Annotated in this window: 28 protein-coding genes; 12 read left to right on the top strand and 16 right to left on the bottom strand. The window is 62.4% G+C overall.

What is annotated here, in order from left to right; all coding sequences use genetic code 11:
- Positions 1-560 precede the first annotated feature (560 nt).
- The 5 genes from QRN41_RS11660 to QRN41_RS11640 form a co-directional block, all read right to left on the bottom strand.
- Positions 561-1,331 (bottom strand): energy transducer TonB, encoded by a 771-nt coding sequence (locus QRN41_RS11660; RefSeq protein WP_167418614.1) that lies wholly within the window; start codon positions 1,329-1,331, stop codon positions 561-563.
- The gene (tolR, locus tag QRN41_RS11655) at positions 1,328-1,774 is read right to left on the bottom strand and encodes a protein TolR (protein ID WP_034114013.1); all 447 of its coding nucleotides are present in this window, start codon (positions 1,772-1,774) and stop codon (positions 1,328-1,330) included. Before tolR ends, QRN41_RS11660 begins: the two co-directional genes overlap by 4 nt.
- A 14-nt stretch (positions 1,775-1,788) precedes the next feature.
- Positions 1,789-2,481 carry a protein TolQ gene (gene tolQ / locus QRN41_RS11650; protein WP_034098384.1) on the bottom strand — a complete coding sequence of 231 codons (693 nt, stop codon included), beginning with the start codon at positions 2,479-2,481 and terminating at the stop codon, positions 1,789-1,791.
- Positions 2,482-2,544: 63 nt separating this feature from the next.
- Complete coding sequence (locus tag QRN41_RS11645; protein WP_167418615.1) at positions 2,545-4,410, bottom strand: phytase; 1,866 nt, start codon at positions 4,408-4,410, stop codon at positions 2,545-2,547.
- Positions 4,411-4,540: 130 nt separating this feature from the next.
- Positions 4,541-7,054, bottom strand: coding sequence for a TonB-dependent receptor (locus QRN41_RS11640; protein ID WP_040268583.1), 2,514 nt, complete (start codon positions 7,052-7,054; stop codon positions 4,541-4,543).
- A gap of 548 nt (positions 7,055-7,602) precedes the next feature.
- On the opposite strand from QRN41_RS11640, the gene QRN41_RS11635 reads away from it, so the two are divergent.
- Positions 7,603-8,517: a GGDEF domain-containing protein gene (locus QRN41_RS11635; protein WP_285421597.1), complete on the top strand. Its 915-nt coding sequence runs from the start codon at positions 7,603-7,605 to the stop codon at positions 8,515-8,517.
- Between the two features lies 1 nt (position 8,518).
- Entirely contained in the window at positions 8,519-9,556 is a 1,038-nt protein-coding gene (locus QRN41_RS11630; protein ID WP_040268585.1) for an AraC family transcriptional regulator, read from the top strand.
- On the opposite strand, the gene QRN41_RS11625 is transcribed toward QRN41_RS11630, so the two are convergent.
- The 5 genes from QRN41_RS11625 to QRN41_RS11605 form a co-directional block, all read right to left on the bottom strand.
- On the bottom strand, positions 9,543-10,424 hold the full coding sequence (locus QRN41_RS11625; protein ID WP_034098394.1) for a LysR family transcriptional regulator: 882 nt from the start codon (positions 10,422-10,424) through the stop codon (positions 9,543-9,545). The genes QRN41_RS11630 and QRN41_RS11625 overlap by 14 nt on opposite strands.
- Before the next feature lie 119 nt (positions 10,425-10,543).
- Positions 10,544-11,161 carry an isochorismate family cysteine hydrolase YcaC gene (ycaC, locus tag QRN41_RS11620; RefSeq protein ID WP_034098396.1) on the bottom strand — a complete coding sequence of 206 codons (618 nt, stop codon included), beginning with the start codon at positions 11,159-11,161 and terminating at the stop codon, positions 10,544-10,546.
- Positions 11,162-11,184: 23 nt separating this feature from the next.
- Positions 11,185-13,023, bottom strand: coding sequence for an amidohydrolase (locus QRN41_RS11615; protein ID WP_285421596.1), 1,839 nt, complete (start codon positions 13,021-13,023; stop codon positions 11,185-11,187).
- Positions 13,020-13,610, bottom strand: a complete 591-nt coding sequence (locus tag QRN41_RS11610; RefSeq protein WP_034098399.1) for an antibiotic biosynthesis monooxygenase — start codon at positions 13,608-13,610, stop codon at positions 13,020-13,022. The genes QRN41_RS11615 and QRN41_RS11610 overlap by 4 nt, the downstream gene beginning before the upstream one ends.
- Before the next feature lie 97 nt (positions 13,611-13,707).
- Positions 13,708-14,295 (bottom strand): NUDIX domain-containing protein, encoded by a 588-nt coding sequence (locus QRN41_RS11605; RefSeq protein ID WP_034098401.1) that lies wholly within the window; start codon positions 14,293-14,295, stop codon positions 13,708-13,710.
- Between the two features lie 141 nt (positions 14,296-14,436).
- Between QRN41_RS11605 and QRN41_RS11600 the strand changes: the two genes are divergently transcribed.
- Both QRN41_RS11600 and QRN41_RS11595 read left to right on the top strand, forming a co-directional pair.
- Positions 14,437-15,363 (top strand): alpha/beta hydrolase, encoded by a 927-nt coding sequence (locus QRN41_RS11600; RefSeq protein ID WP_094066710.1) that lies wholly within the window; start codon positions 14,437-14,439, stop codon positions 15,361-15,363.
- A gap of 346 nt (positions 15,364-15,709) precedes the next feature.
- Positions 15,710-16,492, top strand: a complete 783-nt coding sequence (locus QRN41_RS11595; protein ID WP_285421595.1) for a DeoR/GlpR family DNA-binding transcription regulator — start codon at positions 15,710-15,712, stop codon at positions 16,490-16,492.
- Between the two features lie 21 nt (positions 16,493-16,513).
- On the opposite strand, the gene acpP is transcribed toward QRN41_RS11595, so the two are convergent.
- The 4 genes from acpP to QRN41_RS11575 all read right to left on the bottom strand — a co-directional run bounded on the left by acpP (position 16,514) and on the right by QRN41_RS11575 (position 18,150).
- Complete coding sequence (gene acpP, locus QRN41_RS11590; protein ID WP_285421594.1) at positions 16,514-16,753, bottom strand: acyl carrier protein; 240 nt, start codon at positions 16,751-16,753, stop codon at positions 16,514-16,516.
- 10 nt (positions 16,754-16,763) lie between these two features.
- Positions 16,764-17,015, bottom strand: coding sequence for a hypothetical protein (locus QRN41_RS11585; RefSeq protein WP_285421593.1), 252 nt, complete (start codon positions 17,013-17,015; stop codon positions 16,764-16,766).
- A gap of 120 nt (positions 17,016-17,135) precedes the next feature.
- Positions 17,136-17,909 carry a DUF72 domain-containing protein gene (locus QRN41_RS11580; RefSeq protein WP_285421592.1) on the bottom strand — a complete coding sequence of 258 codons (774 nt, stop codon included), beginning with the start codon at positions 17,907-17,909 and terminating at the stop codon, positions 17,136-17,138.
- A gap of 16 nt (positions 17,910-17,925) precedes the next feature.
- The gene (locus QRN41_RS11575; protein WP_285421591.1) at positions 17,926-18,150 is read right to left on the bottom strand and encodes a hypothetical protein; all 225 of its coding nucleotides are present in this window, start codon (positions 18,148-18,150) and stop codon (positions 17,926-17,928) included.
- Positions 18,151-18,346: 196 nt separating this feature from the next.
- On the opposite strand from QRN41_RS11575, the gene QRN41_RS11570 reads away from it, so the two are divergent.
- Entirely contained in the window at positions 18,347-18,850 is a 504-nt protein-coding gene (locus QRN41_RS11570) for a DUF4142 domain-containing protein (RefSeq protein WP_034098409.1), read from the top strand.
- Between the two features lie 83 nt (positions 18,851-18,933).
- Entirely contained in the window at positions 18,934-19,494 is a 561-nt protein-coding gene (locus QRN41_RS11565) for a type 1 glutamine amidotransferase domain-containing protein (RefSeq protein ID WP_034114026.1), read from the top strand.
- 63 nt (positions 19,495-19,557) lie between these two features.
- Here QRN41_RS11565 and QRN41_RS11560 read toward each other — a convergent pair whose 3' ends face one another.
- Positions 19,558-19,764: a PLD nuclease N-terminal domain-containing protein gene (locus QRN41_RS11560; RefSeq protein ID WP_034098413.1), complete on the bottom strand. Its 207-nt coding sequence runs from the start codon at positions 19,762-19,764 to the stop codon at positions 19,558-19,560.
- A gap of 280 nt (positions 19,765-20,044) precedes the next feature.
- Here QRN41_RS11560 and QRN41_RS11555 point away from each other — a divergent pair, with 280 nt between their 5' ends.
- Both QRN41_RS11555 and QRN41_RS11550 read left to right on the top strand, forming a co-directional pair.
- Positions 20,045-20,518 (top strand): PA2171 family ribosome-binding persister protein, encoded by a 474-nt coding sequence (locus tag QRN41_RS11555; RefSeq protein WP_034098414.1) that lies wholly within the window; start codon positions 20,045-20,047, stop codon positions 20,516-20,518.
- A 69-nt stretch (positions 20,519-20,587) separates the two neighbouring features.
- Complete coding sequence (locus QRN41_RS11550; RefSeq protein ID WP_285421590.1) at positions 20,588-20,851, top strand: hypothetical protein; 264 nt, start codon at positions 20,588-20,590, stop codon at positions 20,849-20,851.
- Here QRN41_RS11550 and QRN41_RS11545 read toward each other — a convergent pair.
- Positions 20,840-21,049 carry a DUF3079 domain-containing protein gene (locus tag QRN41_RS11545; protein WP_167418624.1) on the bottom strand — a complete coding sequence of 70 codons (210 nt, stop codon included), beginning with the start codon at positions 21,047-21,049 and terminating at the stop codon, positions 20,840-20,842. The genes QRN41_RS11550 and QRN41_RS11545 overlap by 12 nt on opposite strands.
- A 178-nt stretch (positions 21,050-21,227) precedes the next feature.
- Between QRN41_RS11545 and QRN41_RS11540 the strand changes: the two genes are divergently transcribed.
- The 4 genes from QRN41_RS11540 to QRN41_RS11525 are packed head-to-tail and all read left to right on the top strand — an operon-like array spanning position 21,228 to position 24,285.
- The gene (locus QRN41_RS11540) at positions 21,228-21,758 is read left to right on the top strand and encodes an iron transporter (protein WP_094066715.1); all 531 of its coding nucleotides are present in this window, start codon (positions 21,228-21,230) and stop codon (positions 21,756-21,758) included.
- Positions 21,758-22,081 carry a cupredoxin domain-containing protein gene (locus QRN41_RS11535; RefSeq protein ID WP_034138446.1) on the top strand — a complete coding sequence of 108 codons (324 nt, stop codon included), beginning with the start codon at positions 21,758-21,760 and terminating at the stop codon, positions 22,079-22,081. The genes QRN41_RS11540 and QRN41_RS11535 overlap by 1 nt, the downstream gene beginning before the upstream one ends.
- A gap of 15 nt (positions 22,082-22,096) precedes the next feature.
- The gene (locus QRN41_RS11530) at positions 22,097-22,936 is read left to right on the top strand and encodes an FTR1 family iron permease (RefSeq protein WP_285421589.1); all 840 of its coding nucleotides are present in this window, start codon (positions 22,097-22,099) and stop codon (positions 22,934-22,936) included.
- Positions 22,933-24,285, top strand: a complete 1,353-nt coding sequence (locus QRN41_RS11525) for a 4Fe-4S binding protein (RefSeq protein WP_285421588.1) — start codon at positions 22,933-22,935, stop codon at positions 24,283-24,285. The genes QRN41_RS11530 and QRN41_RS11525 overlap by 4 nt, the downstream gene beginning before the upstream one ends.
- Positions 24,286-24,493 lie beyond the last annotated feature (208 nt).

The following is a 24,493-nucleotide window of genomic DNA, read 5'->3' as shown; positions in this document are numbered from 1 at the left end:
ACCTTGGTTACCACTGGCTTTTGGATGGGTGTAAACCCTGGCGATCGAGCCGGGGGCCACTGTGCTCAAGTCAACGCCGTCAAAACTGTGGGAGGGGGCTTGCCCCCGATGGGGCCCCCTCAGTCGATACCTGTGTTGCTGACCCACTGCTATCGGGGGCAAGCCCCCTCCCACCTTGGTTACCGCTGGTCTTTGGATGGATGTAAAACCGGGCGACCGAGCCGGGGGCCACTGTGCTCAAGTCAACGCCGTCAAACCTGTGGGAGGGGGCTTGCCCCCGATGGGGCCTGCTCAGTCGATACCTGGGTTGCTGACCCACCGCCATCGGGGGCAAGCCCCCTCCCACCCTGGTTACCGCTGGCCTTCGGATGGGTGTAAACCCTGGCGACCGAGCCGGGGGCCACTGTGCTCAAGTCAACGCCGTCAAACCTGTGGGAGGGGGCTTGCCCCCGATGGGGCCTGCTCAGTCGATACCTGGGTTGCTGACCCACCGCCATCGGGGGCAAGCCCCCCCACCTTGGGTTACCGCTGGTCTTAGGACTGGCGCAAGGCGCGGTCGGTCATTTGATGCGGTAGTGAAAGGTATTGCGCACCGCTGGCACGGCCACGGCCTTGCCATCAACGATCCTCGGCTGGTAGCGGAAGGTGTTGGCCGCCGCCAATGATGGGCGGATAAACAACGGGTGGCAGCCGTCCAGTACTTTGGGGTTTTCCACGCGGCCCTGGGGGTTGACGGTGTATTCCACCGAGCAGTCGCCTTCGATGTTTTTGTCCAGGGCCCGTTCGGGGTATTCCGGGGCTTCCTTGCTCAATGGCATGTATTGGCGGCTGTCGAACGCCGGAGCCGAAGCAGGTACGGCGGCGCGGGCTGTTTCGGCGGCCTGGCGTTGTTGGGCCTGGCGTTGCTGTTCCTGTTCCTGTTCACGCTCGCGCTGTTCGCTGGCCAAGCGCTGTTGTTGCTGCTCTGCTTTCTTTTCTTCGACACGCTTGCGCGCCAGGGCGGCTTTTTCGAGCTTTTGTGCTTGCACACGAGGATCGACTGCGGGTTTGACCGGCGTTGGCAGTACCACCGGTTCCGGCGCTGGCGTCACCGCAACCGGTTCGGGGGCCGGTACTGGGACCGGCGCCAGGGGCAGCATCACCAGTTGGGTGTGCATCACGCTTGGGGCCTCCGGCGTGGGCGGTTGTGGCGCCCAGCCCAGCACCAACAGCGCCAGCACGATCACATGCAAGGCCACCGCCAAACCGGCGGCCAGGCTGTTGCGCCAGAAGCCCGAAGGCGCCGCGGAGGCCATTGGCAAGGTGGGACTGTGCATGATCATCGCCGTCATTGCGGGGCCTCGGTCACCAGCCCCAGGTTGCTGACACCGCCCTTTTGCAACACCGCCATGGCAGCCACCACGCGGCCATACCCGGCATTGTCATCGGCGCGGATATACACCTGGGTGTCACTGCGCGCCGCCACCACCTGCGCGACCTTGGCGCCCATTTCTTCCAGGCTCACCGCGCTGTCGGTCTGGTGCTGGGTGTCCAGTTCCTCGCCGAGGTTCCAGTAGTAACCGCCGTCGGCCTGCACCGACAAGGTCAGGATTTGCTGGCGGGTGTCGGTGGCCAGCGCCTCGGCGGCAACCTTGGGCAGTTCGATCTTCACGCCCTGGGTCAGCATCGGCGCGGTGACCATAAAGATCACCAGCAGCACTAGCATCACGTCGATATACGGCACCACGTTCATTTCGGCCTTGGGCCCGTGCTTGCGTTGTGGCCTGACTAACATGGGAGTACTCCTGCTCAGGCGGCCGCGGCCAGGTTGATCGGCGTACCGCGCAGGGTGCGATGCAACCGCACTTGCAGCTCGTTGCCAAAGGCGTAATAGCGGGTGAGCAAGGTCTGGCTGCGCGCCGAAAAGCGGTTATAGGCAATCACCGCCGGAATCGCCGCAAACAGACCGATGGCCGTGGCGATCAACGCTTCAGCGATGCCCGGCGCCACCGTGGACAATGTGGCCTGTTGCACCTGGGACAAGCCGAGGAACGAATTCATGATGCCCCACACGGTGCCGAACAAACCGATATACGGGCTCACCGAACCCACGGTGGCAAGGAACTGCAAACCTTTTTCCAGCTCGATTTCCTGCGCGGTGATCGCCACCTGCAAGGCCCGCTCCACCCCTTCGAGCACCGCCGGATCATGGCTATGCAGGTGCTGGTATTCCTGGACCCCGGCGATGAAGATCGGCGCCACTCCACCTTCGCCCGCCTGCAGGGTGTCGCGGTACAGCCCGTGCAAATCCGGCGCCGCACGAAAGCGTTGCACAAAGCCGTTCAACTGCCGCTCCAGACGCCGCAGCACCGTGCCGCGCTGAATAATCAGGTACCAGCTGCACAACGAGGCCAGCAGCAAAGTGACCATCACCGCCTTGACCAACAGGCTGGCGTCACTGATCAAGCCCCAGATCGTCATATGTTCCATCGTCGCGTGCATGGTGAATGTCCTCTATTCGTTTAACGTGCAGTGATTAAAAAGTCATGACTGGCTGATGACAGCTCAAGGCAACTTCAACGTGCGGGTCACATCGGCCCAGGGCACGAACTTGAAGTTCTGGGTTTGCTCAGGCATGCGTTTGCGCCCGTCCTGCACTACCAGCAGGCCTTGGTTCCACGGCCCGCCGAGGTTGACGGCGGTAACTTCCAGGCCATCGGTTTCCGATGCGCCGTCGATACCGGCAGCGGCGTTCAGGCCGACCCGGAAGGCACCGCGACTGGCGAACGGCGGCTCGGCATCCAGCACCAGGTAGCTGTCATTGCCCTGGCTGGAGATCACCAGGTAGTCATGCTGCGCACTCTGGTACAGCGCCAGGCCCTCGACGTCCGCGTGCAATTGTTCGCCGACCTTGATCACGCTGGTCAGGGTCGCCGGCTGATCGGCACGGGCATCCACCGCCCACACGCCCACGTCTTCTTCGCCGATAAACAAGCGCTGGCGCTGGTCGTCGGCGACGCAGCCTTCGGGCTGGCTGTCGACCTTGAACTGGCGCACCAGCTCACCCTGCACGCGCCCGTCCGGGGCGCTGAGGCGGTATTGCAGGAAGGTGCCGTCCTTGCCGTTGGCGATCGCATAAATGTCGCCGCCGGCGGGCTGGAACAGGCACATGCCGTAGATCTCCTTGAGCGGCGTCGGCACTTCACCAGCCTCGCGCAACTCGCCGGTCTGCCGGTCGATGCTGAACAGGCTCAGGCTGTTGCGATCGCGATTGCTTGCCACGGCCAGGTCCACCGTCTGCTGGCCAAGCTTGAAACGCGGGCGCACGTCGACGTTGTTCAAGCGCCCCACCGCCAGCTCTTGCAGCAGCTTGCCGTCGAGGTCGTAGGCCAGCAGGCCCTGTTTTTTGTTGGTGCCGAGCACGCGGCTCTGCCCAGGGTGCTCGGGGTGAACCCAGATCGCCGGGTCATCCGCCGCGTCGCCCTGACGCCCCACCGGCTCGCTCTGGCGCAGCGCGGCGACCTCCGGCAGCACCGGCGCGACCGGCACGGGTTTGGCCTGCCAGTCGAGGGTGCCTTGGTACAGTTGGCCGTTGTCGTCGTCGCGTACCAGCAATTGCCGACCGTTGATTGCCAGTTGCTCCGGCTCCTTGAGGCCGGGCAGACCCAGGCTCGGTTGCTCTACCCAGCGCGCGCCGGAGGACTGAAACAGGTGCAACTGCGCGGTTTTCGGGTCCAGGGCGACCATCCCCCCCGGCACCAGCGCCATGGCCCCGGCTTCACGCTTGGAATCATCGAACAGCGCCACCGGCGTGCGTTTCACCGCGGCTTCGGGATGCGCCGGGTAGGCCCACCAGCCGACGTTTTCTTCGTTCACCACCAGTTGCTGCGTGGCGTCGTCCACCTGGCAGAACTGCGCCGACGGCGGCAACGGCACCCCGCGCACACGGCGGGCTTCAGCGAGCAGCGTCGAGCCATTGCCTACCAGCCATTGTTCGCCCTTGCCCTCCTCCCCGACCAGGAACACAAACAGGTTGGCCGCCGCGTCGCGGTACAGGCACAGACCGTTTACCGGAAAATCGCGGGGCGGCAGGTACAGCGGTTGACCCCAGGTTTTAGCGGCGCTATCGAGGTTGATCAGCAGTGCCTGCTGGCGGTCGTTGTCGAGGCTGGCGACCACTGCGTGGGGGCCGGTGGCGCGTGTATCGAGGCTGCTGAAATGACCGTTGAAACGCGCCAGTTCGGCGCCCTTGCTGTCGAGCAATTGCAGACCGTCACGGGGGCTGGCGGTGAGGCGCGTCTGACCGTCGGGCAGGAAGGCCACGGCTTCGGCCTTCAGGCTGGGCGCCCAGGGCGTCAGCGCCAGATCAGCGGCGAAGACGGGGCCGCTGGTGGCCAGGGCGATCAGCAGGTACAGCTTGGAAATTCTCATGAACGAACAAATCCTTCGGAAAAATGCAGAACGCTGTGGGCTTGGGGGGCTTCAGTGGGTCAGCTACTGATGCGCCAATTGACAGGCCCTCATCGGGGGCAAGCCCCCTCCCACATTGGAATTGAGTGAGTTAGAAATGCGTGAAGGTCAGGCCCACTTTGTAGGTGGGGCCGTACTCTTCGTACTGGCCGTTGTAGCTGCGGTGGCCTGTGTAGACGAAGTACGACTCATCGGTAAGGTTTTGGGCCTCGAAGCTGACTTGCAGGTTCTTGCTCAGTGAATAGCGCGCGCTGAAGTCGACGAAAGTCTGCGCGTCCACATGCAGGTCATGGGCCTTGTCGTTGATCGACGCCAGCTCATACAGGTAGGCCGATTTGTAGTTGGCCGACAGGCGCAGGCTGAGCTTGTCGTCTTCCCAACCAAGCATCAGGTTGCCGACGGTGTCCGACTGGCTGGGCAAACTGATGTTGCGCTTGCGGTGAGTGCCACTGGCAGCGTCGAAGCCTTCGATGTCCGCGCTGGAGCGGCTGAATGTGCTGTTGGCGCCCACCAGCAGGCCGTTCCACGGCGCCGGCAGCCAATCGAATTTCTGCGAATAGGCCAGCTCCAGGCCATACAGCTTGGCGCTGTCGCCATTGGCGTAGGTGTGGGCCTCGGCGAAGTTGGTCCAGGCCCCAGTACCGGCCAGGTCGGTGTTGTAGACGAAATTCTGGATGTCCTTGTAGAACACAAACGCCGAGACGGTGCCGGCACGCCCCATGAAATGCTCGATGCCCAGGTCCAGATTGCTCGATTCCAACGGCTTGAGGTCCGGGTTGCCGAAGGTGGCCTCGTCATCGTCGATCACAAACCCCGGCGCCAGTTGGCCGAAGGTCGGGCGCACCACGGATTTGGTCCAGGCCGCACGCACCTGGGTGTTCTTGTCGATCTGATAGCGCGCGTGCAGGCCCGGCAGCCAATGGTGGTAGCGGCGCCGGGTGTCGGTGGCGGTGAACTGACCGTCGGTGGCGCCGGTGCCCTTGGCTTCGAACTCGGTGCCTTCGTAGCGCAGGCCGGCGATAAAGCGCCAGTCGTCGATATCGATCGTGTTCATCAGGTAACCGGCGTTGATGTCTTCACGCATAGTGAAGTCGTTGACCCGGGATTCGGTCTCGTCATAGAAGTCCGCACGGTTGAGGCCGCCGATCAACTGCTTGATGCCGCTGGCGCTGATGCCAGGGCCGTAGTTGCCCAGGCGATAGTCGACGTTGCCTTTTTGAAATTGCGTCAGGCTGAGCTGCTGGTCGGTGAAGCCCAGGCTGTCGAAATCCTTGTAGACCCAGGCTTCCAGGTCGTTGTCCTTGTTGCGCCGGCTGACCTTGCCGCCGAATTTGACCTGGGACGCATAGCCGCTCAGGTCGTAGTCGCGGGCCAGGTCCAGGCGCAGGTTTTTCTCGGTGTCTTTGGTGTTCTGTTTTTCCCAGTCGACTTTGTCGAGGGTGAAGTTGGCCGGGTCGTAGAAGGCGCTGCCGATGATCGGGCGCGGTTTGTCTTTGTCATAGAAACCGCTGTTGGCGAAGTCACCGCCGTCGAAGGTGGCGCCGGCAATATGCGCGGGGCTGTCTTCGCTGGACTGGCTGTAACCGGCCTGGCCACTGAGGGTCCACAGGCCAAGCATGCGTTCGCCGCCGAACACGTAGGACTGAATTTCCTGGGTCTCTTCGCGGTTCTTGAGCTTGCGCTTGCCCTCGGCCTCGCCCAACTGGCCGGGTGCCTGCGGGTCGGCGAATTCCAGGCTGGTGGAGTTGCGGGTCTCGGTGTCCGTGTAGCGGCTGTACAGCGTGCGCAGGTAGTAGCTGCTCAGGTCATCGGGTTTGTAGTCGAAGTTCAGGCCACCGCCGGCGCGTTCGCGGCTGATGTCGTAGTCGCGCTGTTCGAATTCGTTGAGCCGGGCACCGTCGGTGAAGTCCCAGGCGCCGCCGGTCTCGACGTTGTCCGAGCCGAAGTCGCGCTTCTGCCAGCTCAGCGCCGCGGCCACGCCGAAGTTGTCGATACCATCGCCGAGGCTGAAGCGGTTACTGGCGGCCCCGGAGAATTTGGGGCTGGTCTGGCGGGTGTTCTTGTCGTAGCTGGCTTCGCTGCTGCCGGTGTAGAACAGGCCTTTGTGATCGAAGGCCGACAGGCTTTGCACATCGACGGTGCCGCCCAGGGAGTTGGCGTCCATGTCCGGGGTAAGGGTCTTGATCACCGACAGCGACTGCACCAGCTCCGACGGCAACACGTCCAGGGCCACGGCGCGGCGGGCGCTCTCAGGGGCGGGCACCAGGGTGCCGTTGATGGTCACGCTATTGAGGTCCGGGCCCAGGCCGCGCACGCTGACGAAACGCCCTTCGCCCTGGTCGCGTTCCACGCTGATGCCAGGCAGACGTTGCGCCGCTTCGGCGACGTTCTCATCCGGCAACTGCGCCACGCCATCGGCATGCACCACGCTCTTGATGCTGTCGGCACTGCGCTGCTCCTTGAGCGCCTGGCTGATCGCGGCGGCCTGGCCGACCACGTCGACATGCTCGGTGGTGGCCGCGTCGGCCGCATAGAGCCGCTCGCTGGCTATCGCCAGGGCCAAGGCGGTAAGCGTGAAGCTGACGAGCCCGGTGCGCTTGTACATGCAATCCTCCCCAAGAATCCGTTCGACGCCAGGCAAAAGGCCCGACAACTGGGAGGGCACGCTAGGGGTGGGGGATGACGGTTCTGTGACAGCGATCGGCGTAAAGCCCTGTAAACCGCGGCTTTCAGCCATGTGCTGAGATGAAATGAGCCGATATGACCTGCAAATCTCCCCTGTGGGAGGGGGCTTGCCCCGATGGCTGTCTAGCAGCCGACAGATATGCCAGCTGCCCCACCGCCATCAGGGGCATAGGTATCTACATAGCAGGAGAAAATGAGGTTGTTGTGGTGAGCGGGCTTGCCCTGCGCTGGGCTGCGAAGCGGCCCCCATTCCACGCGATGTGGTTTTAGCTGATACACCGAGGCGCCTGGGTTTGGGGCCGCTTCGCAGCCCAGCGCGGGGCAAGCCCGCTCACCACAACAAGTCCACTTTTTTGTGGCGCGGCGTGTTTGAGGTGAGCTGATTCGACCTTTCCCCGTTGTCATCCAACCGTCACATCCATCTGCTGTGCTGGCGCCCTTCGCTTCTTTGCCCAAGGACTCGCGGCTATGTTCTCCGTGCTCAAACCCCACCGCTGGAAACTCGCCCTGCTGCTGATTGCCGCCAATCTGGGGCTGATCCTGCACCTGGCCTGTGGCGAGCTCAAAAGCGTCAGCGAATGGGAGTGGATGGATATCGTCGGCGAAGGCGGTTCGGCACTGCTGGCGCTGGTGTGGCTGGGGCTGGTGCTCAAGAGCCGCCCCGCCGGGCGCGTGACCAACTATCTGGTGCTGGGCCTGGCGTGCATCTTTTTTTCCTGGTGGATCGACAGCCTGGATGAATTTATCCGCTTGCCCGACAGCATCACCTGGGACCACTGGCTGGAGTCCGGCCCGATGCCGGTGGGCATGATCCTGCTGACCCTCGGCATCTACCACTGGCACCGCGAGCAACTGGCGATCAGCGCGCAAATGGAGAAACGCGAGCGGGTGTTCCGCGAACATCGCTTGTTTGACAAGCTCACGCCCCTGGGCGGTGCCGACTACCTCAAGCGGCAATTGGCCGAGAGCCTGCAGGACAGCCGCGAGCAGGCCCAACCGCTGTCGCTGCTGGCTCTGGATCTGGACAACTTCGCCGCCATCAACCAGGCCTATGGGCATGCCGAAGGCGATGCGGTGCTGCAAGCCCTCAGCCAGTTGCTGTTGCTCAACCTGCGCCGCCAGGACTTGCTGTGCCGCCTGGCCGGCGACCGCTTTGTGGTGCTGCTGCCCAACACCGGCGAGCGCCAGGCCAAAGACATCGCGCTGGAATTGCAGCAAGCGGTGCGTGGCCTGGCCCACAAGACCCGGCAACAAGGCGAGCGCCTGCAATTGGCGGCCTCCACAGCGGTGGTGATGGCTCTGGACGAACCGCCCCACGACCTGCTCAAACGCCTCAACCTGGCGTTGGCCAAGGCCAAGCAGCCCCTGGCGAAAAGTGCCTGACATGGCCATCAACACCCGCTGGTATGAAAGCGACTGCCGCTTTATCCCTGGGCACTATCAACCCGCCACGCTGATCGACCTGGCACTGTCGCGGGGCATCGACAGCCATCGCTTGCTGCGCGGCACCGGGCTTTTCCACGAGGACATCCTGGCCGGCAACGCGCGCCTGAGCCCGCAGCAGTTTCTGGGATTGATCGGTAACAGCCGCAAGTTGCTCGACGCCGACGACAGCAGCTTTCTGTTCGGCCAACGCCTATTGCCCGGCTACTACGGCGCCGCCAGCCACGCCCTGGGCCATGCGCAAAACCTGCACCAGGCGCTGGAGGTGCTGATCCAGTTGCAGGTGTTGCTCAGCCCGCTGGTGGCGCTGCATCTGGAGTTGGACGAGCACCACGCCTACCTGTATTGGCAGGACAGTTGCGGGGCCGGCGAGCACTGGCGCTTCCTGCTCGAAGCCAGCATGACTTCGCTGGTTGCCATGAGCCAATGGCTCAGCGGCGAGCGCCTGCCCTGGGCGTGCAGCTTCAGCCATGCCGAGCCGCGTTATGTCGAGCAGTACTGGGTAAACCTGGGTGAAAACACGCGCTTTTCACGCCCCCTGGACATGTTGTGCATTCCCCGCCAATACCTGACACGCGCCTGGCCCGGCGCCTCGGCCACTGCCGCTCAAGTCGCGCGTCAACAGGCCCATGCACAGATCGACCAGCTCGGCTTTGCCGACAGTTTTCTCGACTGCCTCTACGATTACCTGCGCGATCAGGTGCGCCAGCCACCCAACCTGGAACAGGCGGCGCAGGCGTTCGCCATGAGCCCGGCGACCCTCAAGCGCAAACTGCACAAACACGACACCGGTTTCCAGGAACAGGTCGACCGCGTGCGCAAGCAGGTGGCGTTGCACCTGTATCAGGTCAAGGGTTATAGCAACGATGAGGTGGCGGCCTACCTGAACTTCAACGACGCAGCCAACTTTCGCCGCGCCTTCAAACGCTGGACCGGCAGCACACCGAACCTGATCCGTCAGTTGTTCAACAGCCGCTAGCCAGGCGCTCGCGCAAAAACTCCACCAGCGCCTGCACTGGCCGTGAGCTTTGGCGGTGCTGGGGATACACCGCCGACAAAGTCAGCGCCTCGGGGGCGAACTCATCGAGCACCGTGACCAGGCGCCCGTCCTGCAGGGCATCGCCGACGATAAAGGTGGGCAGGTAGGTAACGCCCAGCCCGGCAATCGCGGTGTCGCGCAGCAAGTCGCCGTTGTTCACGCGCATGCGCCCGCTGACGTTCAGCGCCTGCACCTTCCCCTTGAAGCGCCATTGCACCTGGCGGCCGTGGCCGTACGGCAGGCAGTCGTGGTCGGTCAGGTCCTCGGGTTTCTGCGGCGTGCCGCGCAACGCCAGGTAGTCGGGGCTGGCGCAGTAGACCCGCGCGATGCTGGCGATGCGGCGCGCGATCAACGTGGAATCTTCCAGGGTGCCGATACGCAGCACCAGGTCGTAGCCCTCGCCGATCAGGTCCACGGGGCGGTCGCTGAGGTCGACCTCCACCGTCACCTGCGGATAGCGTTGCAGAAATAACGGCAGCAGACAGCCCAGGTGGGCGATGGCAAACGACAGCGGCGCACTGAGGCGAATGGTGCCGCGCGGCTCGCTGTTCTGCCCGGCAATGCCCTGCTCCACCTGCTCGACTTCACCGAGCAGACGCAACGCGGATTCGTAATAACTCTGCCCCAGGGGCGTGACATCCAACCGACGCGTGGAGCGATTGAGCAAGCGCACGCCCAGGCGGTCTTCCAGTTGGATCAAGCGGCGGCTGACGAACTGCTTGGACAGGCCCAGCTGTTCGGCGGCAGCGGTGAAACTGCCGGACTCCATGACCTGGCAGAACAGGCGCATGTCTTCGAAGGGGTTCATTGTCGCTTCTCGGTGGGCATTTGCAGGGCTTTATAACCGGATGATCGCAACACCACAAATCAAATGTGGGAGGGGGCAAGCCCCCTCCCACATCGATGACCTACAGGCGTGAGAACCGGTTACTTGGCGGTGAACGCCGAGTAGCTGTTCATCAGGTTGCGGTAGTTGGGGATACGCGGCGACAGCAGGTTGGCCAGGCCTTCCATGTCGTTGCGCCAGTCCACTTGCAGCTCGCAGGCCACGGCGAACCAGTTGACCAGTTGCGCACCGGCGGCGGTCATACGTGCCCACGCGGCCTGTTGCACGGTTTCGTTGAAGGTGCCGGACGCGTCGGTGACCACGAACACCTCAAAGCCTTCGGCCAGAGCGCACAGGGTCGGGAACGCTACGCACACGTCCGTCACCACACCGGCAATGATGATCTGCTTGCGGCCGGTGGCCTTGACCGCTTTGACGAAGTCTTCGTTATCCCAGGCGTTGATCTGGCCAGGTCGAGCGATGTATGGCGCGTCCGGGAACATGGCCTTGAGTTCCGGCACCAACGGGCCGTTAGGGCCGCTTTCGAAGCTGGTGGTGAGGATGGTCGGCAAGTTGAAGAATTTGGCGACATCGGCCAGGGCCAGCACGTTGTTCTTGAACTCGTTGGGGGAGAAATCCTGTACCAGGGAAATCAGGCCGGTCTGGTGATCCACCAACAGCACCACTGCGTCATCTTTGTTCAAGCGCTTGTACGTCATGGGGTTAACTCCTTGGGTTGGGATTAAAAGGCAAAGCACGAGCAGCCGAACGCGCCCCAGAAACCCTGGAAGTCGCTGACCGGCACGCTGGAAAGGCGCGCTTTTTCATGGCTGTGGGCATGCACGCCGCACGGGCCGCTGCACTGGTGAACCTGGGCCTGCAATGGCGAGCTGGGGTGCCAGTGCCCTGGCACCTTGACCACCGGCGACCAGTCCGGCAGCACCGGCACGCGCGGCGGTGCGTAGTCTTCGAAGTCGCCGGCGCCGTACACCACTTTGCCGCCGACCACGGTCAGCACCGATTCGATCCACTTGATGGCCTCTTCATCGACGCTGAAAAAATCCGCCGACAGCGCGGCGACGTCCGCCAATTGGCCGACTTTGATCTGGCCCTTCTTGCCCTGCTCCGAAGAAAACCAGGCGCTGCCATGGGTGAACAATTCCAGCGCGGTAAGGCGCGGCAGGCCCTCGGCATGCAGTTCCAGACCGCCGACAGTGCGGCCGCTGACCATCCAGTACAACGAGGTCCAGGGGTTGTAGCTCGATACGCGGGTGGCGTCGGTGCCGGCGCCGACCGGCACGCCTTCGGCCAGCATGCGCTTGATCGGCGGCGTGGCTTCGGCGGCTTTGGCGCCATAGCGCTCGACGAAATATTCGCCTTGGAACGCCATGCGGTCCTGGATCGCAATACCACCGCCCAGGGCGCGTACGCGCTCGATGTTTCTCGGGGTGATGGTTTCGGCGTGGTCGAAGAACCACGGCAGGCCATTGAACGGAATATCCCGATTGACCTTCTCGAACACGTCGAGCATGCGCGAGATCGATTCGTCGTAGGTGGCATGCAAGCGGAACGGCCAGCGCTGCTCCACCAGGTGACGCACCACCGGTTCCAGTTCCTGCTCCATGGTCAGCGGCAGGTCGGGGCGCGGTTCGAGGAAGTCTTCGAAGTCGGCGGCGGAGAACACCAGCATTTCACCGGCGCCGTTGTGGCGCAGGTAGTCGTCGCCCTGGTGCAGGGTGACGCTGCCGGTCCAGTTCTTGAAGTCGCTGAGTTCTTCCTTGGGCTTTTGGGTGAACAGGTTGTAGGCGATGCGCACCGTCAACTGTTGGTCCTTGGCCAGTTGCTCGATCACTGCGTAGTCATCGGGATAGTTCTGGAAACCGCCGCCGGCATCGATGGCGCTGGTCAGGCCCAGGCGATTGAGTTCGCGCATGAACTGGCGAGTCGAATTGACCTGGTATTCCAACGGCAGTTTCGGGCCTTTGGCCAGGGTCGAATACAGGATCATCGCATTGGGCCGCGCTACCAGCATGCCGGTGGGGTTGCCATTGCTGTCGCGCACGATCTCGCCACCCGGCGGGTTCGGCGTGTCCTTGGTGTAGCCGGCCACGCGCAGAGCCGCGCGGTTAAGCAAGGCGCGGTCGTACAGGTGCAGCACGAACACAGGGGTATCCGGCGCGGCCTGGTTGAGTTCCTCCAGGGTCGGCATGCGCTTTTCGGCGAACTGGAATTCGTTCCAGCCACCGACCACACGCACCCACTGCGGTGTCGGCGTACGGTCGGCCTGATCCTTGAGCATGCGCAAGGCATCGGCCAGGGACGGCACGCCTTCCCAGCGCAGTTCGAGGTTGTAGTTCAGGCCGCCACGAATCAGGTGCAGGTGCGAGTCGTTGAGACCCGGGATAACCGTACGGCCCTTGAGGTCGATGACCTGGGTCGCGCTGCCACGCAGGGCCATCGCTTCAGCGTCGGTGCCGACGGCAACAAAACGGCCCTGGTGGATGGCGACAGCGGTCGCACGCGGGTTTTCACGGTCCACGGTGTGGAACTGGCCATTGAACAGGATCAGATCGGCGTTCATAGGGTTTCCTTTACAGAGGCTTCAAGCCAGGGAGCGAACAGGCGCGTGGCGGCCGGCATCATCACGTAGACCACCAGCACCACAATGGTCACGGTGACCAGGAACGTGGACACCACGTAGTTAGAGAGCAAGGGATGCAGGCGCAGCAGCGGGCCCCAGATAATCGGCACCAGCAGGGTCAGCGGCAGGATCACGCACAGCGACACCACCGCCTGTTTCCAGCGCGGCGGCGGCGCGCTGCCGTCGGCCAGGGGGGTGAACCAGAATTCGTTGACGGCGCCGATTTCGGTCTGGTCGCCATCGGCGAGCATCGGCGCGGCTTCGTCGATCAGGGCCTTGCGTTGGGGCGATTCGAGCCAGTGTTGCAGGTCGTCGGTGGAGCGGTAGCGCAGCACGCAGGTAAACAGCGCCAGGCCGTCCTGCTTGCCGCGCACCACGTCGACGCCCAGGTGCCCGGGCCGTTCGCCGGCAATGCGCACGATGCGCCGCAGCCAGGCTTCGTAGTCGGCCTCAAGGCCGGATTTGATGCGGTGTTTGACCACCAGGGTGACGACTTCGTCGGCCCCTGTCTTGGCGGCTGGATCCATGGCGTGCCCCTCTGCTTCCCACTATCAGCGATGAGGGAAGTGTGCCGTGGACCCGCCAAGGAAAATTGCATGTACGTGCTGTGTGGATGGGACGGGCTTACCAGCCTTCTTTCAACATCCGCAGTTCCAGATGCTGCAACAGCATGATGGTCTTGCCATCCACGATCTCGCCACTTTGCACCATCGCCAAGGCTTGTTCGAAACCCAGCTCCAGCACTTCGATGTCTTCGCCCTCTTCTTCCAGGCCACCGCCGCTGCCAACCTGATCGGCCGGCTGGTATTGGCCGATAAAGAAGTGAATCCGCTCGGTCACCGAGCCGGGGCTCATGAATGCCGCGTAGATTTTCTCGACGTGCCCGACGCGATAACCGGTCTCTTCTTCGGCTTCCAGGCGAATGCGTTCTTCGGGGCTGGCGTTGTCGAGCAGGCCGGCCGCCGCTTCGATCAGGTAACCGTGGTAGTCGTTGACGAACGTGGGCATGCGGAACTGGCGAATCAGCAACACCGTGCGTTGCGCGCGGTTGTACAACAGGATAGTGGCGCCATTGCCACGGTCGTACACCTCACGGGTCTGGGCCTGCCAGCTACCGTCGCGGCGGCGCAGGTCGAAGCTGTATTTCTTGAGGTTGTACCAGTTGTCCGAAAGGGTCTCTTCGGCGGTGATGCGTACGGGGCTGCTGTCCATGGTCGGGCCTTTGCTCAAAGGAGCAGGAGCATGTCGCGCAGAGAGCGGCAGCGTCAAGCCGCACAACGGTGGTCGAAATAATTCCTGCCGGCACGGGGCTTCTGGTAAAAACCCTGCTTCACCTTTTGACCTGGAACGTTCATGTCGTCTCGTTTGCTGTCTCGCCTGGGCCTGCGCTGGTTTCCCCTGCTGTGCATGGCGTTGTTGATCGTGGGTCTGCCGGTGGGGTGCAGCATCTTGCAGCACAAAGAGCGCGAGCTGGTGTTTCGCATCGAGCCGGGCACCGCCAGTTGGTACAGCGGCCTGCCCAAGGCGGTGCAGGAATTCGAACTCAAGCCGGCCAGCTTCAAAGCCGGGCAGAACATCCATGCCTGGTGGTACCCGGCGGCCAGCAAGAATGCGCCGGCGATCCTTTACCTGCATGGCGTGCGCTGGAACCTTACCGGGCAACTGTTTCGCATCGAGCAATTGCATGCCCTGGGCTTTTCGGTGCTGGCCATCGACTATCGGGGCTTCGGCAAAAGTCACGGCGACTTGCCGTCGGAAACTACGGTATACGAAGACGCGCGCATCGCATGGGAGCGCTTTCAGGTGCTGCAACCCGACCCACAAAAACGCCTGATCTACGGGCATTCCCTCGGCGGCGCAGTGGCCATCGACCTGGCGGCGGAATTGGGTCAGCAATCGCCGGTGCCGGTGCGTGGCCTGGTGATCGAATCCACCTTTACTTCCCTTGCCGATGTGGCCACAGCGGTGGCTAACACCTCGTTGCCGGTGCGCTGGCTACTGTCGCAGAAATTCGATTCCATCGACAAGATCGCCGATATCCGCATGCCGCTGCTGGTGGTGCATGGCCTAGACGACCGCTACGTTCCGCCGCGCTTCAGCCAGCAATTGTTTGCCGCTGCCCAAGAACCCAAACGCTTGTTGCTGGTGCCCGGTGCCAGCCACAACAACAGCATGAGCCTGGCCGGTCGCACGTATCGCCAGGCACTCGATCAACTGATGCAATCGAAGGTTCAGACGCAAGCCATCACACACTCCACAAGCCGCGACGGCGACTCGTAAAACACTTTTCGGCACTGGTTTCGAGCGGGCCTGTCAAGCGCAAACCCTGGCCATGCTGGGCCAAACCTTAAGTTGATCAAATATTGATCTTGGGCGAAATCACCAACCCCGCCGGGGCCCGGCAAAGTTATCCACAGAGATACCCACGGTTTTCGTGGACAACTCTTTTTATTTTTTTACGATTTTTTTTGTGCGGCGGGTCGCGCCTTAAATGGGCGCGGCCGCTAAATCGCCCCGATTCCAAACAGCGGCTTTGAGGCGGTCAAACGAGGGGGTGAAAGTCAAGCATTGCGTTCAACAGGGCCGGCGATTAATCTCGCACAAACCCGCAAAAAAGCGCACAAACATGCAAAACACCCACGCCGCCATCGACCTCCCCTCGTTACGCAAACAAAAGATCCTGTTGCTGCTGGAGCGCGACGGCAAAGTCACCGCAGCCGAACTGGTCGAACACTTTGCGGTGTCCCCGGACACCATCCGCCGCGACCTCGGCGAACTGGCCGCAGCCGGCCTGTTGCAGCGTGTGCACGGTGGCGCCCTGCCCCGGCCTAAAGACACCGGTAAGGATTTTTTTACCCGGGTCGGTGAGACCGATGCGGTCAAGCGGCACCTGGCCCAACTGGCCGCCGAACGCGTCGAGGACGGGCAGATCGTGATGTTCGATTCTGGCTCCACCACGCTGCAGATCGCCCGCTCACTGCCGCTGTCGCTCCGCCTTACGGTGGTGACGGCATCGCCGATGATTGCCATCGCCCTGGCGGACCACCCCGACGTCAAGGTGATCCTCGCCGGCGGCCAACTCAACCCGGCCACCCTCTCCACCCACGGCCACGACACCGTGCGCTTGATCCAAAACATCAAGGCCGATCTGTTGTTTACCGGGGTCTGCGCGCTGCACCCACAGGTGGGCATGACGTCGCTGCATTTCGATGAAGTGGCGGTCAAGCAAGCCTTGCTAGACAGCGCCTCCCAGGTGGTGGCGGTGACCACGGCCGACAAACTCGGCGCCGTGGAGCCCTTCGTGGTGGCGCCGTGCAGCCGAATCCACAGCCTGATCACCGAGTGGCATGCGCCGGATATCGCGGCGTATGAACAGTTGGGGCTGGAAGTGCTGCGGGTGGATGTCTAGCCACCGCAGCGTGTGTTTGCCCTACGACTTTGCGTGCGCCCTCGCGTAATCAATGGCCAATTGGACGTGGGTGATTTTTTCGGCCTCCTCGTCCGGAATTTCAATCTCGAACTCGTCTTCCAGGGCCATCACCAGTTCCACCGTGTCCAAGGAATCGGCGCCCAAATCGTCCACGAAAGAACTCTCGTTCTTGATGTCGGCTTCAGCAACACCTAGCTGTTCGGCGACGATTTTCTTCACTCGCTGTTCGATGTCACTCATTTGAATATCCTCACTTGGTGACCTTGGAGCCGAGCGTTTCATTGGGCGCCAGCACACCGGTGGCATGCAGCAAATTGTTCACGGCATGCAGCACACCGAGGTCTTCAAGGGTCGCAGTTTTGTTCAGGATCCGCCGCAGACAGGCATAGATTTTCAGCTCGCCGAAAGCCGCGTCGTCATAGCGCACGCGCTCGTTGAGGATGATGTTGGCTTTTTGGTCGATCTTGATTTGGAGGAACTTGTTCAATTCGGATTTAGTCATGGCCGCTCTCCCGGCTGGGCATGTGTACGCCTTTGACTATATCCATCGGATACAAAGCGGCTACTGTCAGATCTGACAGGTGTATAGATCGATTGGCAATGAAGCCAAGCCATCCACCCGTTAGAGCGTGCTAAACCCCGCCAGCTGCTGCTCCAGCAGGTACAGCGCGTCGTCCAGCGCCCGGCCGCTGGCGGTGTTGTCGAAGATGCACCAGGTGGGGATGCCTTGCTCGATGGACTGCAGCAACTGGCGGGCATACGCCTGCACCCGTGCGGGGCCATAGGCGCTGTGGTAAATGCGCGGGGAGCCGTGCAGGCGCCAATAGCGCACGCCTTGCCAGCCGGCGGGCAGATGGCCGCCCGCAATTGCCGCAGGGTCGGCAGCGACCCGGCCGATATGCAAATCCTGTAACAACCCTTCAGCCTCAAGCCAACTGGCATGCCGCGGTTCCAGCACCACGGCGCCCAGATAGCGTTGGCGCAAGGCGCGGAAAAACACCGCAGCGGTCACGGGCTCGTACGCCAATGACGGCGGCAATTGCACCAGCAGGCAGCCTAGGGAGTCGCCCAATCGCTGACACTGCGCGAGAAACTCATCCAGCGCGGTTTCGCAATGCGCCAGTCGCAGCTCATGGGTGATGAGCTTGGGCACTTTCACCGAGAACCGAAAAGTCGACGGTACCGACTGTGCCCAGCGCGCGTAGGTCGTGGGCAAGTGAGCGCGGTAAAACGAACTGTTGATTTCCACCGCATTGAAGCGCGAGGCATAGCGCTGCAAATGCGTGCCCTCTGTGACGAATGCCGGCCAGTGTTCGCGCGGCAGGCTCCAGCCTGCGCAGCCGATGTACAAGGGGGCCGCCCAAACAGCAGCCGCGCGGCCGGCGTCGTCAGCCATGGCTTGAATGCTCCGCTCAGTGGCTCAATTTGCGCTCGGCCTTGGCGGCTTGTTCGTTGATCGCATCGGTCTGGCGCTCGGTGTCTTTGATCGAGGTGGGGGTGAGCACATTGTCAACGGTTTCGGTGTTGGGGTTCGGGCGCTCCAGGGTCTGGCCTTTGACAGGGCTGTCGGTGCCTTTTTGCGCCTCTTCGGAGCTGACGGGGGTGAGGGTTTTATCGGCGCTCTTGTGCTCGGTCACGGGGCATTCTCCTAGTAATTGACGCGCCGCCATCACACGGCGGGCTCATTCAGCAGAGCCCTGGGCTTTTCGATAGTTCAAGGAATTTGCCGCGGCCAACGCTGGCGAAAAAAGCACAAAAAAATTTAAACCTTTTGCCCCAGTGCCGGCTCAACACCCAGGTAGCGACATCACGTCATTCACAAGGAGAGACACCATGACTACCAAGCTGATGAAACAAATGGGCCTGACTTTCGCACTGGTTGCCGGTTCGATGTCCGCAGCCTTCGCAGCCACCTCCAACGACTTCGTAGACAAGGCCGCACAGAGCGGCATCACTGAAGTCGAGGCCGGCAAACTGGCCCTGCAAAAAAGCAGCTCGGCCGACGTGAAAACCTTCGCCCAGCACATGGTCGATGACCACACCAAAGCCAACCAGGAACTGATGGCCCTGGCCAAGAAGCATGATCTGGAAGTGCCTGACGACGCCGCGCTGATGGACAAGGCCAAGAAAGCCATCCTGGAAATGCGCGATGAGTCCTTCGACAAGGCCTATGCCAACAACCAGGTCAACGCCCACGAAGAAGCCGTGGAACTGTTCAAGAAAGAGTCGACCTCTTCGGACAACGCCGAGCTGAAAGCTTTCGCCACCGAGAAGCTGCCGACCCTGGAAAAACACCTGCAAATGGCCAAAGAGCTGCAAAGCAAGTACGCCAAGTAATTCGCCCGATCACGCCCCTGCGTCAGATGACGCGGGGGCATTTGTGACGCCAATCCCCACCTTCGCACAGGAGACACTCGATCATGAGCACCCACCTCAACGGTAAACACATCCTGATCATCACCTCCAATACCGGTATCGAACGCGACGAACTGGTCAAGCCGCTGGAAGCGTTGCGCGGTTTCGGCGCCAATGTGACCCATGCGTCCAGCAAGGGCGGCACCACCCAGACGTTCGTTGGCGACACCGAAAAGGACAAGACCGTGGAATCCGATGTGCAACTGTCGGACGTGGTCGGCAGCGACTTCGATGCCCTGGTGATTCCCGGTGGCACCGTCAACGCCGACACCCTACGCCAGGACGCGGCCGCGCTGCGCCTGATCAAAGAATTCGCCGATGCCGGCAAAACTATCGCCGCGATCTGCCACGGCCCATGGGCCTTGATCGACGCAGGCGTGATCAAAGGCAAGACCCTCACCTCCTACAAGAGCGTACGCATCGACCTGGAAAATGCCGGTGCCGCCGGTTGGGTGGATGAGCCGGTCAAGCAATGCCAGGCCAATGGCTGGACCTTGATCACCTCGCGCACGCCGGACGATCTGCCGGCGTTCAATGACGCGATTGCCAAGGCCCTCGCCGGCTGATCGGCGAACCCGTAAACAAAACAGGCGCCCCGAGGGGCGCCTGTTTGCTGTCTGAGCCATACCTCAGTGTTTACCTTGCTCCGGCATCTCACGCTTGGGCCCGAACATCGCCCAGGCAATCAGCCCCAGCAGCGGCACAAAGATCAGGATGATCAGCCACAACCCCTTGGTCTCCCAGCCACTGGTGCTGCGCAATACGGCGTTGATCGCCCACAGTTCCAACAGCAGTACAACCACCGCCAACCCGATCCAGACATATTCTAATTGCATGTTTCACCTCCTGAGGTCTAAGGCTTAGGTCAACCCATTGCGCTGAGGGTTCCATCGGATTTGCGCAACTGACGCAAACCGCGCGCGTCAGGCCGGCGTAATGCAACGTAGTGCCTCGGCAACCATGCAAGCTGCACGACAGCAGCATTTGCATAAATCCAATAAGTCATTGATATTTAAGTTATTTATTTATAACCAAGAGTTGGTACGGCCGATGCAACACCCCATCGGACGAGGCGCGCACTTCGACGCGCCCGAACCCTATCCGTGAGGTTTCACCATGAATGCCATCGACCTGCTCAAAGCCGACCATGAACGCGTCAAGACACTGCTGACCCAACTGAGCGAATCCACCGAGCGCGGCGTTAAAAAGCGCACTGAGCTGCTGGCCAAGCTCGAAATGGAAATCACCCTGCACACCAAGCTGGAAGAAGAGATTCTCTACCCGGCCTTCCGCAAAGCCGGCGGCAAAGAGCAGGACATCATGTACCACGAAGCCAAGGAAGAGCACCGCACCGTCGACAGCCTGGTTCTGCCCGACCTGAAGAAGACCGAGCCGTCCAGCACTGAGTTTTCCGGCCGCGTCAAAGTGGTCAAGGAACTGCTGGAGCACCATATCGAAGAAGAGGAAACCGAGATGTTCCCCCAAGCCCGCAAGCTGCTGGGCAAGGCACAACTGGAAGAACTCGGTGCCGAAATGGAGGCCATGAAGGCCGCGTATAAAAAAACCATGGCCAAGCCGATGGCGGCTTAATAGCTGGCCGGACCACGGGCCACGCTCCACCGGCCCGGGGTTTGTGCAATGACATAAGGGGATTGCGTCATGAAGACCACCACGTCCCGAAGGATCGTACTTTCCGCTTGCCTGACGGCGCTGCTCGCCGGGCCTGTCTTTGCGGCATTCGGCGATAACAGCGGTGCCGCAGGTTCCGCACTGCCGCCGGGTACTTACCCCAGCAGCCCTTCAGACAGCAGCCAGAAAACCGACAACAGCACGCAGAAACAACCGCCGGCGAAACAAGCCCCCAAACCCAAATCTGCTAAACCCTCCAAGGAGCGCAAAGACACACCTCGCTCAGGCAGCTGATGGTTCGTCCACGGGGGGTGGCTGCTTGGTCACGCCCCAATCGCCATGCTCGTACCAGTCGTCGCCGAGCATCTCGGCGGGGTGCATGGTGCGATCGGCACCGTTGCCACAGGCCAAATCAGTGGCGGCGCAGTAACGGTCGCAGCCCCAGCAGATTCGCTCAGGGTGCTTAGGGTGCAACGGAAACGGCTTTGCCATGACAAATTCCTTATCAACGCGCGATAACCTCACCGTAACGTGTGAGGTGGCGGCTAACCTTGACCGGCATCAAGCCTGGCCAAGATGAAATATCCTCGAAACTTGACAAGAATCATTATTATCTGCGCCGCACTTTCCTAGACTCGGGCCCTCTCCCCTCACCCGTCAGGAAGTCTTCATGCGAACCCCCTCTCTGCTGCCGTTGGCCCTGCTGCTGTCCACCTCTGCCGCACTGGCCAAGGAATACCCGATTGGCGAGCCGCAACAGTGCCCGGGGTTGGAAATCGGTGCCGTGTACCTGCAACCGATCGAAATGGCGCCTACCGGCATGATGCGCGCCACCGCCGACTCCGACGTGCACCTGGAGGCCGATGTGCGCGCCACGGCGGACAACGCCCAAGGCTTTCAGGAGGGCAGTTTCGTGCCGTACCTGAACCTATCTTTCACCTTGAAAAAACAAGGCAGCGACACGCCGATCAGCGGCGACTTCCACGCCATGGTTGCCAATGACGGCCCGCACTACGGCGATAACGTCAAGCTACAAGGCCCCGGCAAATACACCCTCACCTTCAGCGTGCTGCCGCCCACCGGCCCTCATTCGTTGGGCCGCCACACCGACAAGGAAACCGGGGTTGCGCCGTGGTTCGAGCGTTGTGAAGTGCACTACGAATTCGTCTACGCCGGCATCGGCAAGAAAGGCGGTTATTGATGCGCCGCGCCTTGCTGCTGGGTGGCCTGCTGCTCGGCGGCGCGGCCGCCGCGGCGCCGTTGCCCACCTATGAGTTGAGCTTGCGCGATGGGCACTTCACGCCGCCGCAACTGGTGGTCAAGGCCGGTGAACGCTTCAAGATCGTGCTCACCAATGCCGGCCAGGGCCCGGCCGAATTCGAAAGCACGCCGTTGCGCGTGGAGAAGGTGTTATCGCCCGGCGTCACCACCTTTGTGGTGATCCACCCGCTCAAACCCGGCGAATACCCGTTCTTCGACGAGTTCAACCCACAGCTGCCCGAAGGCAGCCTCCTCGCTCAATAACCGCCGGAGCCGTTGATGAATCAAGCGATGTTCATTGTGTGGCGCGAAAGCGTCGAAGCGCTGTTGGTGATCGGCATCCTGCAAGCCTGGATCAGCCAGCAGGCCGGTCGCTCGCGCCTGGCACGCTTTCTGTGGGCCGGGGTGCTGCTCGGTCTGTTGTGCTCGGCGGGCCTGGCCGGGTTGATGCTGTGGGCCGCAGAAACCATGACCGGCGCCGAAGGCGAATGGCTGCAAGCCCTGCTGACCTTGGTCGCCAGCGCTCTGATGGTGCAGATGGTGTTCTGGATGCATCGCCACGGCCCCACCCTTCGCCACAGCCTGGTACGCGACGCCGACCAGCGCCTGGCACGCCAGGGCGGCTGGGGCTTGTTGCTGCTGGCGTTGCTGGCGGTGAGCCGCGAGGGCAGCGAAACCGTAGTGTTCCTATATGGCGCCGGCGCGCGTTTGCACGACACGGCCCTGAGCCTGTTCGCCATTGGCGGCGTGCTCGGCCTGGTGCTGGCCGGTCTCACGGTGCTGCTGTTGCGCAGCAGCCGCCGCATACTGTCGTGGGCGCACTTTTTTGCCCTCAGCGAAGCCTTGCTGTTGCTGCTGGGCGGCGCGTTGCTGGTGGCTGCCGTGGACCGTATCAGCGGGCAGCTGCTGGCGATGGACCTGCCGGATTGGGTCTACACGGCCTTCGGTGAGAGCCGCTGGGACAGCAGCGCACTGCTCAGCGACAGCCATGGCGTGGGCGCCCTGCTCGCCGATTTCGCCGGCTACCGCGCCGCGCCCAGCCTGATCACCCTGGTGGCGCTGCTCGGCTACTGGCTGTGGGTGAGCCACGGCCTGCGCCGGTCGCGGCACGCGGCATGAGTTGGCTGGCCCGTCTGGGCGATGGCATGCGCCGCCATGCGCGGCTGATCCGTGCGCTGCAATGGGCGGTGGTCGTGGTCTACGCGCTGCTGCTGGTGGTGCCGGCGCTGCTGCCGCTGCCCGACACTCAGGCGCACCTGGTGAATAACCTGACGCTGCTGGCGCAATTTATGTTCTGGGGTGTGTGGTGGCCGTTCGTGTTGCTGTCGATGGTGCTGTTCGGGCGCCTGTGGTGCGGCGTGCTGTGCCCGGAAGGCGCTCTAAGCGAATGGGCCAGCCAGCACGGACGCGGCCTGGGCATTCCGCGCTGGCTGCGCTGGGGCGGCTGGCCCACCGTGGGCTTTTGCCTGACCACCCTGTACGGGCAATTGATCAGCGTATACGACTACGCCCAGGCAGCATTGCTGATTCTTGGCGGCTCCACCGTAGCGGCCGTCGTGGTGGGCCTTTTGTTCGTGCGCGGCAAACGTGTGTGGTGTCGCTACCTGTGCCCGGTCAGCGGCGTCTTCGCCCTGCTCGCGCGCCTGGCGCCGGTGCGCTTTGCGGTGGACGAGCAACGCTGGAAGGCCAACACCGCGCCGCGCCTGCCCCTGCCCAACTGCGCGCCGCTGCTGGACATTCGCCGCTTGCAAGGCGCCAGCGAGTGCCACGCGTGCGGGCGGTGCAGTGGGCAACGCGGCGCCGTGCAACTGATCGCCCGTTCGTGCAACGAGGAAATCCTCCAGGCCCGTCATCAAGCCGCCCCGGTATGGGACGCGCGCCTGCTGCTGTTCGGCGTGATCGGCCTGGCCATGGGCGCGTTTCAATGGACCGTCAGCCCGTGGTTTATCGCCCTTAAACAACACCTGGCCGAATGGCTGGTGGCACACGATTGGCTATGGCCGCTGCAAGACACCGCGCCATGGTGGCTGCTGACCCACTACCCGCAGCTCAACGACAGTTTCAGTTGGCTGGATGGGATGTGCATCGTGCTGTACCTGGGCGCCAGCTCACTGCTGCTGGGCGGCGCATGCTGGGTGCTGATGAAGTTCAGCGCACGTGTGGCGGGCGACCGCGCACTGTTTCGGCCCCTTGCCCTGACGCTGACGCCACTCGGTGGTGCGGGGTTGTTTCTCGGCTTATCGGCGACCACGGTGAAGTTATTGCGCTACGAAGGGCTGGTGTTGGCCTGGGTGCAAACGGCGCGCGGGGCCCTGTTGGTGGCGGCTGTTGGATGGTGTGTCTGGTTGGGATGGCGGCAACTGAGCGGCCTACCGCGCAAGGCACGGATGGCGGCATGGATGGGTGTCTTGACGGCTGCCGGCTTGGTCGCAGGCGCATGGTGGTTACAGTTCTGGGGCTGGGCTTGACCGCGACTTGCCTGATGCACGGCGGTCCATTGTGGGAAAATGACGGCGGGTCAGCAACAGATGCGTCGACTGACACTCCCACATCGGGGGCAAGCCCCCCTCCCACCTTTGATTGCATTGCCTGGGCTGGATCATACGGCGCACTGCCGCACAGTTCGCGACAGCCCGATCCAAACGGCTTCCCCAGTATTAACTGAAAAAACTCGCT

The sequence above is a fragment of the Pseudomonas sp. efr-133-TYG-23 genome (genome assembly GCF_030209215.1).
Taxonomy (GTDB): domain Bacteria; phylum Pseudomonadota; class Gammaproteobacteria; order Pseudomonadales; family Pseudomonadaceae; genus Aquipseudomonas; species Aquipseudomonas rhodesiae.
Note: the sequence above shows the minus strand (reverse complement) of the source record. Positions and strands in the feature narration are given on the sequence as shown.